This is a genomic window from Mesorhizobium sp. M2E.F.Ca.ET.209.01.1.1 (assembly GCF_004010375.2).
Lineage (GTDB): Bacteria > Pseudomonadota > Alphaproteobacteria > Rhizobiales > Rhizobiaceae > Mesorhizobium.
This window is the reverse complement of record NZ_SADP02000032.1, coordinates 54,051-64,186: the sequence shown is the minus strand read 5'-3', so window position 1 is coordinate 64,186 and position 10,136 is coordinate 54,051. Positions and strand designations below refer to the sequence as shown.

The 10,136-nt window shown below is 63.1% G+C and carries 9 protein-coding genes and 1 pseudogene; 2 read left to right on the top strand and 8 right to left on the bottom strand.

The window, feature by feature from the left end; all coding sequences use genetic code 11:
* Positions 1-81, top strand: a pseudogene (locus EN852_RS32905) (IS3 family transposase); the annotation flags it as partial.
* Positions 82-190: 109 nt separating this feature from the next.
* On the opposite strand, the gene EN852_RS32900 reads toward EN852_RS32905, so the two are convergent.
* On the bottom strand, positions 191-1,228 hold the full coding sequence (locus EN852_RS32900) for a glutamine synthetase beta-grasp domain-containing protein (protein WP_127879995.1): 1,038 nt from the start codon (positions 1,226-1,228) through the stop codon (positions 191-193).
* Positions 1,229-1,540: 312 nt separating this feature from the next.
* Here EN852_RS32900 and EN852_RS32895 point away from each other — a divergent pair, with 312 nt between their 5' ends.
* Positions 1,541-1,732 carry a DUF2735 domain-containing protein gene (locus EN852_RS32895; RefSeq protein WP_126082788.1) on the top strand — a complete coding sequence of 64 codons (192 nt, stop codon included), beginning with the start codon at positions 1,541-1,543 and terminating at the stop codon, positions 1,730-1,732.
* A gap of 85 nt (positions 1,733-1,817) precedes the next feature.
* On the opposite strand, the gene EN852_RS32890 is transcribed toward EN852_RS32895, so the two are convergent.
* The 7 genes from EN852_RS32890 to EN852_RS32860 all read right to left on the bottom strand — a co-directional run bounded on the left by EN852_RS32890 (position 1,818) and on the right by EN852_RS32860 (position 9,954).
* Complete coding sequence (locus EN852_RS32890; protein WP_127879994.1) at positions 1,818-3,704, bottom strand: MFS transporter; 1,887 nt, start codon at positions 3,702-3,704, stop codon at positions 1,818-1,820.
* Positions 3,705-4,069: 365 nt separating this feature from the next.
* On the bottom strand, positions 4,070-4,861 hold the full coding sequence (locus EN852_RS32885; RefSeq protein WP_127879993.1) for an ATP12 family chaperone protein: 792 nt from the start codon (positions 4,859-4,861) through the stop codon (positions 4,070-4,072).
* Positions 4,862-4,871: 10 nt separating this feature from the next.
* Positions 4,872-5,747, bottom strand: coding sequence for a DMT family transporter (locus tag EN852_RS32880; RefSeq protein ID WP_127879997.1), 876 nt, complete (start codon positions 5,745-5,747; stop codon positions 4,872-4,874).
* Positions 5,748-5,791: 44 nt separating this feature from the next.
* On the bottom strand, positions 5,792-6,772 hold the full coding sequence (locus EN852_RS32875; protein ID WP_127867973.1) for an RluA family pseudouridine synthase: 981 nt from the start codon (positions 6,770-6,772) through the stop codon (positions 5,792-5,794).
* 125 nt (positions 6,773-6,897) lie between these two features.
* Positions 6,898-7,263, bottom strand: coding sequence for a DUF779 domain-containing protein (locus EN852_RS32870; RefSeq protein ID WP_127879992.1), 366 nt, complete (start codon positions 7,261-7,263; stop codon positions 6,898-6,900).
* Between the two features lie 63 nt (positions 7,264-7,326).
* Positions 7,327-8,844: an aldehyde dehydrogenase gene (gene adh, locus EN852_RS32865; RefSeq protein ID WP_127879991.1), complete on the bottom strand. Its 1,518-nt coding sequence runs from the start codon at positions 8,842-8,844 to the stop codon at positions 7,327-7,329.
* A 141-nt stretch (positions 8,845-8,985) separates the two neighbouring features.
* Positions 8,986-9,954 (bottom strand): GAF domain-containing protein, encoded by a 969-nt coding sequence (locus tag EN852_RS32860; protein ID WP_246694475.1) that lies wholly within the window; start codon positions 9,952-9,954, stop codon positions 8,986-8,988.
* Between the last annotated feature and the right edge of the window lie 182 nt (positions 9,955-10,136).

The window sequence follows — 10,136 nt, the reverse complement described above, 5'->3', positions numbered from 1 at the left end:
TACATCGACTATTACAACCACCGCCGCATCAAATTGAAACTGAAAGGGCTGAGCCCTGTGCAATACAGGACCCAGCCCTTAAACCTACCCAGCTCAATGAACCGTCCAACTTTATGGGGTCAGTTCAAGAACGCCGGGGCTTTCGACAATTGAAGCTCATCTGGCGCAGGCGAGGCCCGCGCCTGGATGATCAGGCGGCGGCCGAAACGGCAGCGGTCGAAACCTCCGAGATCGTCTTCAGGATCTGCGAAGCGATCTGGTAGGGGTCGCCCTGCGAGTTCGGGCGACGGTCTTCCAGATAGCCCTTGTAGTCGTTCTTGACGAAGGAGTGCGGCACGCGGATCGAGGCGCCGCGGTCGGCGACGCCGTAGGAGAACTTGTTCCACGGCGCGGTCTCGTGCTTGCCGGTCAGGCGCTTGTCGTTGTCCGGGCCATACACGGCGATGTGGTCCATCAGGTTCTTGTCGAACTGGGCCATCAGCGCCTCGAAATAGGCCTTGCCGCCGACTTCGCGCATATAGGCGGTCGAGAAGTTGGCGTGCATGCCCGAGCCGTTCCAGTCCGTGTCGCCCAGCGGCTTGCAGTGGAACTCGATGTCGATGCCGTATTTCTCGGTCAGGCGCAGCAGCAGGTAGCGGGCCATCCACATCTGGTCGGCGGCCTTCTTGGAGCCCTTGCCGAAGATCTGGAATTCCCACTGGCCCTTGGCCACTTCGGCGTTGATGCCTTCATGGTTGATGCCGGCGGCGAGGCAAAGGTCGAGATGCTCCTCGACGATCTTGCGTGCGACATCGCCGACATTCTTGTAGCCGACGCCGGTGTAGTACGGGCCCTGCGGTGCCGGATAGCCGCTCTCGGGGAAGCCCAGCGGACGGCCGTCCTTATAGAAGAAATACTCCTGCTCGAAGCCGAACCAGGCGCCCTCGTCGTCGAGGATGGTGGCGCGCTTGTTGGAGACGTGCGGCGTCACGCCATCGGGCATCATGACTTCGCACATGACCAGCACGCCGTCGGTGCGGGCCGGATCCGGATAGACGGCGACGGGCTTCAGCACGCAGTCGGAGCTGTGGCCTTCCGCCTGGTTGGTGGACGAGCCATCGAAGCCCCACAGCGGCAGCTGCTCCAGCGTCGGGAACTCGGCGAACTCCTTGATCTGGGTCTTGCCGCGCAGGCTGGGGGTCGGGACATATCCGTCGAGCCAGATATACTCGAGCTTGTATTTGGTCATTCCAGTGCCTCTCGTTGCTAGGACGCCACCATGGCGGCATCGATGCATGGCCGGATCAAGCCGGCCTGCCGATGGTTAAAAAGCAATTCGTATGCCACTCCGCCGTCGGCGGGTGCGGCAAAATGGTCATGGCAACACGTTGATTTTGCTCGGTCGCCTCAATACTGCGCTCGGATCGCTCAATCGATATTTCTGCACAAATAATTGGCAAATAATGATCTTTTTGTAGGCATATTGCCTAAACGAATCGCAGAACCTATCTTGCTTGCTAAGTTGAATCGGCAAGTCTCTAGACAAGCAAGGAGGTCGCCAATGCAAGTCATGCAACCGCGTCCGTCGGCAAAAATCCTGATGTTCCCACTGGCAGGACGCAAGTCTGCCTCAAATTTAGGCGCCAAGGCGAAATTCGCGGCAGAGCTTGCGACGCTTCGCGGCGAGCACGCCGACTTTGACGGCTGGTACCACGAGGCCGCTGTCGAGGAAGAAAATCAGCGCAAGAGCTGATCCATCGCCCCTTAGTTTTCATGGACGAAAAAGCCCGGCGCGATCGCTCGCCCCGGGCTTTCGTTTGCAGTGGATCGATCGGTGGCTATTTGGCGTGCAGATCGGTGCCGAGCGTATCCCTGACGAAGATCATGCCGATGATCAGCGACATCGCCGCGATGATCACCGGGTACCAGAGACCGTAGTAGATGTCGCCCTTATAGGCGCTGAGCGCGAACACCGTCGCCGGCAGCAGGCCGCCAAACCAACCATTGCCGATGTGGTAAGGCAGCGACATGCCGGTGTAGCGGATGCGGGTCGGGAACATTTCGACCAGGATCGCGGCGATCGGCCCATAGACCATGGTGACGAACAGCACCAGGATGAACAGGATACCGATCGTCATCGGCCAGTTGATGGCCGCCGGATCGGCGAACATGGCAAACGCGCCGCCGCCCGGTATGGTGTAGACCGTGACTTCCGTCGCGCCGGCCGCCTCATCCTTGGTCAGGATCTTGTCGGCGATCGCCTGCTCGGTCGGGACCGTCGTCTTCTCGCCGCCGCGGATGGCCGCAGCGTCGAGCTTCAGTTCCGGATTGGCCGCGATGAAGGCGTCGAGCTTCTGGTCCGCCACCTTGGCCGCCGCGCGCTTCAGCGGATAGCCGCCGTCTTTCAGCGCCATGTTCACCGCCTTCTGGAAGACCGCCTCCTTGGCCTTGGCCTGATCGCCGGCGGCAACGGCATCATAAGACTCCACCGTCTCGTTGCCGATCTTGACCGTGGCCGCAGTTCCAGGCGCGGCCGTCGTGACAACGTCATATGGGACTGAGTTCTTGGTCAGGAACGAGGTCGCGATATCGCAGGATGTCGTGAACTTCGCCGTGCCGACCGGGTTGAACTGGAACCTGCAGTCGCCGGGCGCTGCCGTCACCGTCGCGCGGGTGTTCTGCTGGGCGGTGGCCAGAGCCGGGTTGGCGGCCGAAGTCAACGCCTTGAACAGCGGGAAGGTGCAGACGATGCCGAGCGCAAGGCCGGCCATGATGATCGGCTTGCGGCCGATCTTGTCGGACAGCCAGCCGAACAGGACGAAGAAGATAGAGCCGATCGCAAGCGCGATGGCGATCATAATGTTGACCGACTGCGCGTCGACCTTCAGCACGTTGGTGAGGAAGAACAGAGCGTAGAACTGGCCGTTGTACCAGATCACGGCTTGGCCGGCGGTGAGGCCGAGCAGCGCCAGAAGGGCGATCTTGGCGTTTTTCCACTGGCCGAAAGCCTCCGTCAGCGGCGCCTTGGAGCCCTTGCCCTCGTCCTTCATACGCTGGAAGGTTGGCGATTCCGACAGCGACAGCCGAATCCAGACCGAAACGGCGAGCAGCAGGAAGGAGACGATGAAGGGAATGCGCCAGCCCCAGCTTGCATAGGTTTCCTTGCTGAGCGAGGCCTGCACGATGAGAATGACGATGAGCGATAGGAACAGGCCGAGCGTCGCCGTGGTCTGGATCCATGACGTGTAGTAACCACGGCGATCGTCGGGCGCATGCTCGGCAACATAGGTCGCGGCGCCGCCATACTCGCCGCCGAGCGCCAGGCCCTGCAGCATTCGCAGCCCGATCAGGATCACCGGAGCCGCGATGCCCCAACTGGCATAGCCGGGCAGCAGGCCGACCAGGAAGGTGGATAGGCCCATGATCGTCATGGTGACGAGGAAGGTGTATTTGCGGCCGACGAGATCGCCGATGCGGCCGAACACGAGCGCACCGAACGGGCGCACGAGGAAGCCGGCGGCAAAGGCCAGCAGCGCAAAGATGTTGCGCGTCGCCTCCGGGATCGCCGGGCTGAAGAAAGTCGAGCCGATGAAAGCTGCCAGCGAGCCGTAAAGATAGAAATCATACCACTCGAAAACGGTGCCAAGCGATGAGGCGAAGATGACTTTCTTCTCCTCCCGCGTCATGCCGCGGCTGGTTCCGCCGGCGGCCGATGCCATTGCCATTTGAATATCCTCCCGTGAGATCCCGTCTGTCCTTTATTGGCTGCGCGCCACCGTTCGCGTTCCTCCGGAAGCGGACTCAAAACGCAACCAACGAAGCGAAAAATGACAGAAAGGGCGGGCGAAAGGCACCGCGACAATGGGATTATGACTTTGGTATTAGGTGCGCTGCGAAAGCGGCGTGCGCGTGGAGTGGCTCAGCTCCAGCGGGTCGCCTGTCCACTCCAGGTTTGTTTGTTTGCGCACTTCCGAACGGAAGGCTGCCGCGAAGTCGCCGAACCCAACCGCTTCGCACTTTCCTTGATTTGCTCTGTTTGTTTACGCAATTCCGGACGGAGAACCGCTTCGCACTTTTCCTGGAATTGCTTTTAGCCTTGCAGTGCCTCGAGCAGGCTGACCGACGCCATCATGTCGCGTTTGCGGGCCGAGCGGCGCGCGACAGCCTCCGCGTCCTGGCCCCAATGCTCGATCTGCCAGTCCTCGTCGACATGGGCCGCTGCCCAGGCTTCCTCGGCGTCCAACTCGCCGAAATCCACTGCCAAGGCCAGCAGCGCCGAACCGGTGAGAGCCGTCATCACATGGATCGCGGCCAGCCGCATCGGCTCGGCACGCTGGCCGAGATGCGCGCCGAGGATGGCGATGGCTTCGCGCGGCTGCTCGACATGGATGATGCCTTCGGCAAGGTTGAAGCGCGCGCTAAGGCTGCCGCGTGCCCAGTCCAGCACCGGATCCCACAGCTTGTTCTGACGATCGACCAGGCCTTGCGGACCGTCGGCGCGGTAGCAAAGCAGATCGGACGAGGCGAAGCGCAGCACATCTTCCAGCACCGCCTGCGGGTCGGAGGCGACGCCGTCGATGGCGGTGTTGACGAGGCGCATGACCGGCATCGTCACGGGGTCGATGATCTCGCGCTGCGCGCTGAATTCGTCGGCAACCAGCGCAGCGGCCTTTTCGGTCGGCAGCACCATCACGGCCTTGCCCGGCGTGCGCACCGGCCTGCCGTCGAGATGCACGGCAAAGCCGTTTTCCACCGGGACAACCGAAACCGCCTTGTAGAAACGCTTCGGCAGCGGCGTCTTCATCTGGATCTGGGCGCGGCGCACGGGATCGGGGTCGGAAAGCAGTTTTCCGGCTTCGAGGTCTTCGAGGATGTCGCGCATGTCGAACTCCCTAAACTGTCGGCTGCCTGCGCGCCGGCCGGTTGACGATGATAAGGCCGGCGGCGATCAGGGCCAGAGCCAGGAATATCCTGGTCGTCGGCGCTTCACCAAGGACCACCGCGCCGCACAAGACGCCGAACACCGGCGACAGGAAGGCGAAGCTCGACAGACCAGACGCGGGGTAGCGCCGAAGCAGCCAGAACCACAATACATAGGTGAAGGCGACGATATAGAAAGACTGGAAGAGCAGCGCCAGCGTCGGCAAGGTTGCAACCGCGCGAATGGGCGGACCAGCCAAGGGCATCACCAGGACACCGACTATCGCCGCGCCGGCCAGTTGGTAGAGCAGCAGTTTCTCGGCGCTGGTCGCGACCAGTTTAGAGCGCTTGATGACGATGCTGGTCGCAGCCCACAGGACTCCGGAACCCAGGCTGAGCAGATCGCCCAGAAGTGTCGTGTCGCGGCCTGCGACAATGCCGTCCGAGAACACGGCCACCAGGCCGCAGAAGGCCAGGACAAGCCCACTGAGCTTGCGCGCGTTGATGTGCTCGCCGAGCAGGAAATGACCGCTGATCAGCACCCAGAACGGCATGGTGTTGACCAGCAGCGTGTTGCGGGCGACGGTCGTGTGTTCGAGGCCGATATAGAGGCACAGGAACTCGACGCCGAAAAGCACGCCGACGACGATGCCTGCGGCCAGCGTTCCATCCGCTTCGAACAGCTTGATGCCGCGCAGCCGGCACCAGCCGAGCACGCAAGCTCCCCCGATTAGCGACCGTGCGATCGAGACGAAGACGGGGTCGTAGCCTGCGTAGGAGATCTTGGCGGCGACGTAGTTCAGTCCCCACGAGAAGGTCAGCCCGACCATGATGGCCGCTGCCGCCATGTCGACCGCGTCACGGCGATCCAGTGCGGGCGCAACGCTCAATCTCAGTCCTCCGCGCTCTGTTCGTCGAAGCCGAGCAGGTTCCAGCTCTGGCGCATATGCGGCGGCATCGGCGCCGTCACGTCGATGACGCCCTGGTCCGGATGCGGGATGACGATGCGGCGGGCATGGAGGTGCAGACGGTTCTGGATGCCGCCCGGAAACTCCCAGTTGGTATCGGCCTCGAAATATTTCGGGTCGCCGATGATCGGGCAGCCGATATGGGCGGCGTGGACGCGCAGCTGATGCGTGCGGCCGGTATAGGGCTCCATCTCCAGCCAGGACAGCGACTGCGCCGCCTGCTCGACCACACGATAATAGGAAACGGCATGGTCGGCGCCCTTCTCGCCATGCTTGGCGATGCGCACGCGGTCGCCGTCCGGCGTCGCCTCCTTGACCAGCCAGGTCGAGATCTTGTCCTCGCGCTTCGGCGGAACGCCCTTGACCAGCGCCCAGTAGGTTTTCTTCGTCTCGCGCGCCCGGAACGCTTCCGAGAGCTTCATCGCGGCAAGACGCGTGCGGGCAACCACCAGCACGCCCGACGTGTCGCGGTCGAGGCGGTGGACAAGCCGGGGCTTCTCGCCCTTCTGGTTGCGCCAGGCCTCCAGCATGTCGTCGACATTGCGGGTGACGCCCGAGCCGCCCTGCACCGCCAGGCCGGCCGGCTTGTTGAAGACGAAGACCTTCGGGTCCTCGTGCAGGAGCATCTTGGCGAGCACGTCGGCATCGCCCTGGTTACGGATCGAGTGGCCGGTGAGCGAGGCCTCGCCCTTCTTGTCGACGTCGAGCGGCGGAACCCGGACGGACTGGCCGGGCTCGACGCGCGTGTCGGCCTTCACCCGTCCGCCGTCGACGCGAACCTGGCCCGAACGCAACAGCTTTTGCAGGTGGCCAAAGCCGAGGCCCGGGTAATGGACCTTGAACCAGCGGTCGAGCCGCATGCCCGCCTCGCCGGCTTCCACCGTGATCTGTTCAACACCTGCCATGACTTCGCTTTTCCAATTCGAAAGCGGCGCCATAGCACTAAGGCGAAGCGGTTGCGAGCCAAAGACCCAACAAAGCCCGACGATTACCCCAATCGAGGCGCTGACGGCGGGCTGGTTCCGTTCACTCAGTCGGTGGAAGATGGCGGCGACACCGCGCAAACCGTCGAGCGCGTCAGGAACCGCTTCTCGCGGCCATTGTCGAGCGAGAACATGCCGCCCCTGCCCGGCACGACATCGATGATGAGATCGGTGTGCTTCCAAACTTCATATTGCGAGGCGCTGATATAGACCGGCGTGTCGCCGATCTTGCCCAGCTTGACGTCGCTGTCGCCGACGATGAAATCGCCGCGCGGGTAGCACATCGGCGAAGAACCGTCGCAACAGCCGCCGGATTGGTGGAACAGAACCGGGCCGTGGTCGGCTATGATCTCGGCAAGAAGGGCCTCTGCCTCCGGCGTGGCCGAGACCTTGTCCAAGGATATCTTGTCCATCAGTTCCTCCTTCAAGAGCGGGAGGGCACGACAGGCGCGCCCTCCCCCTACGGCCCGGGAGGATCAGAAGAAGCCGAGCTTCTTCGGGCTGTAGCTGACCAGCATGTTCTTGGTTTGCTGGTAGTGGTCGAGCATCATCTTGTGCGTCTCGCGGCCGATGCCGGACTGCTTGTAGCCGCCGAAGGCGGCATGCGCCGGATAGGCGTGATAGCAGTTGGTCCAGACGCGGCCCGCCTGGATGGCGCGGCCGAAGCGGTAGCAGCGGTTCGCGTCGCGGCTCCAGATACCGGCGCCGAGGCCGTACAGCGTGTCATTGGCGATCGACAGCGCCTCGTCGTCGTCCTTGAAGGTCGTCACCGACACCACCGGCCCGAAGATCTCCTCCTGGAAGATGCGCATCTTGTTGTGGCCCCTGAAGACGGTCGGCTTCACGTAGTAGCCGCCGGCAAGGTCGCCCGGCAGGTGGTTCTGCTCGCCGCCAGTCAGCACCTGGGCTCCTTCCTGGCGACCGATGTCGAAGTAGGAGAGGATCTTCGCCAACTGCTCGCTCGAAGCCTGCGCGCCGATCATGGTGGCCGGATCGAGCGGATCGCCCTGCACGATCGCCTCGACGCGCTTCAGCGCGCGCTCCATGAACCTGTCGTAGATCTTCTCATGCACCAGCGCGCGGCTCGGGCACGTGCAGACCTCGCCCTGGTTGAGCGCGAACATGACGAAGCCCTCGATCGCCTTGTCGAAGAAGTCGTCGTCCTCGGCGACGACATCCTGGAAGAAGATGTTGGGCGACTTGCCGCCGAGCTCCAGCGTCACGGGGATGAGATTCTGCGAGGCATACTGCATGATCAGGCGGCCGGTCGTCGTCTCGCCGGTGAAGGCGATCTTGGCGATGCGGTTCGACGATGCCAGCGGCTTGCCGGCCTCGAGGCCGAAGCCGTTGACGATGTTGAGCACGCCTTCCGGCAAAAGGTCGCCGATAAGGTCGGCCCACAGCATGATGGTGGCGGGCGTCTGCTCGGCTGGCTTCAGCACCACGCAATTGCCGGCGGCGAGCGCGGGCGCCAGCTTCCAGCAGGCCATCAGCAACGGGAAGTTCCAAGGGATGATCTGGCCGACGACACCCAGCGGCTCGTGGAAATGATAGGCGACCGTGTCGTGGTCGATCTCGGAAAGGCTGCCCTCCTGGCTGCGAAGGACGCCGGCGAAATAGCGGAAGTGGTCGATGGCCAGAGGCAGGTCCGCCGCCGTCGTCTCGCGGATCGGCTTGCCGTTGTCCCAGGTCTCGGCGAGCGCCAGCAGATCGAGATTGTCTTCCATGCGGTCGGCAATGCGATTGAGGATCAAGGCGCGGGCCGCCGGGCTGGTCTTGCCCCAGGCGTCCTTCGCCTTATGCGCGGCGTCGAGCGCGGCTTCGACGTCCTGCGCGTCGGACCTTGCGATTTCGCAAAGCGGCCGGCCGGTCACCGGCGAGATGTTGTCGAAGTATTTTCCGGCATGCGGAGCGACCCAGCGGCCGCCGATGAAGTTGTCATAGCGCTTGGCGAAGGGGACCTTGGCCGTGCGTGAGAACTCAACCTTGTTCATTGTCTGCCTCCCAGCAAAACGGCGTCACGGAATGTGGCGCGTCGCTGGAAACACTTGCCGATGCTCTTTAGCGTGTCATCCCCAGGAGAACGGATCGTGGCCGCCGAGTGTCGCAGAACTGCGACAGGTCACGTCGAGAAATCAATGCGGGCGGCGGATTTCGAAACGGGCGAGCTTGCGATGCAGCGTCGCGCGCGAAATACCGAGATTTTGGGCGGCCGCCGAGACATTGCCGCCGGCTCGCGCCATTGCCCGTTGCAGCGCGCCGCGCTCGGCGTTGTCGAGGTCTTCCTTTACCTTCGCATGGTCGCCGAGGATGTCGGCAGCCAGCAAACCCCGGGCCAGGGCTTCGCCCGTTATGCCAAGCGCGAGGCGCGCAGACCGCGTCGCGCCGATCACCAGATCATCCTGATCGACGGCGATCAGTGCGCCGGCGCTGCGCTCGGCAACCGGTGCAAGCAGGATGCGGGCATTGGAATAGACTATACGGAAATTCTCGGCCTCGATACGGCGCGCGGCGTCGCCCACCGCGACCGAGATAAGCTGGACGAAGCCTTCCGTCAGGTCAGAGCGGCAGGACGATACGTCGAGCGCGGCTGCCAGGTTGCCTTCATGGTCGAAGACCGGCGCCGTGGTGCAGCTCATGAGCGTGTTGCGCGAGAAGAAATGCTGGTCGCGATGGATGGTCAGCGCCCGCTGCTCGGCAAGGCAGGTGCCGATGCCGTTGGTGCCTTCACTGTCTTCGCTCCAGACCGTGCCGGTCCACAGGCCCCATTCGTCGAAGGTCTCGTCGTCGGCGACCGCGCCCCGGCGCTCGACCGGGATGCCCTCGCGATCGGCCAGCATCACGCAGCAACCCACACCGCCGACTGCCTGATAGAGCCGGTTGAGGCTCGTCTCGGCGGCGCGGATCATTCGCTCCATGCGCTGCCGGGCTTCTCTCAACTCACCTTCGGTCAGCCGCTTGGGCGCCTTGCGCTCGGCCGGATCGAGATGGTGCAGTTGCAGCGAACGCCGCCATGAGGCCACCAATGCCGAATGGGCCGCGTCGCTCTTTGCGATCGAAGCCTGGACCAAATCCGCATGCACGGCGGTGTGCCGTCCGATCAACCCTATCCTCCCGGTGAGCGGAACCTCCTTCCGCTCCGTCGCCATGCCCGCAAGAACATAGCCGACAATCCAAAGCGGTTCGGCCTTGGATACAATTGCCGACCGCACACGTATTTGATTTCAAGCAAATCCACGCAGAAAATCGCTACGCATCGCCTGGAATTGCTCAGGAGTTCTAAAGG

Bases quoted from the DNA above. Each gene is read 5' to 3' on its own strand.
- EN852_RS32880 (WP_127879997.1), bottom strand. From the start codon at position 5,747: ATGGCGGCAGCGGCCATCATGGTCGGGCTGACCTTCTCGTGGGGACTG.
- EN852_RS32890 (WP_127879994.1), bottom strand. From the start codon at position 3,704: ATGGCAATGGCATCGGCCGCCGGCGGAACCAGCCGCGGCATGACGCGG.
- EN852_RS32895 (WP_126082788.1), top strand. From the start codon at position 1,541: ATGCAAGTCATGCAACCGCGTCCGTCGGCAAAAATCCTGATGTTCCCA.
- adh (WP_127879991.1), bottom strand. From the start codon at position 8,844: ATGAACAAGGTTGAGTTCTCACGCACGGCCAAGGTCCCCTTCGCCAAG.
- EN852_RS32870 (WP_127879992.1), bottom strand. From the start codon at position 7,263: ATGGACAAGATATCCTTGGACAAGGTCTCGGCCACGCCGGAGGCAGAG.
- EN852_RS32875 (WP_127867973.1), bottom strand. From the start codon at position 6,772: ATGGCAGGTGTTGAACAGATCACGGTGGAAGCCGGCGAGGCGGGCATG.
- EN852_RS32885 (WP_127879993.1), bottom strand. From the start codon at position 4,861: ATGCGCGACATCCTCGAAGACCTCGAAGCCGGAAAACTGCTTTCCGAC.
- EN852_RS32900 (WP_127879995.1), bottom strand. From the start codon at position 1,228: ATGACCAAATACAAGCTCGAGTATATCTGGCTCGACGGATATGTCCCG.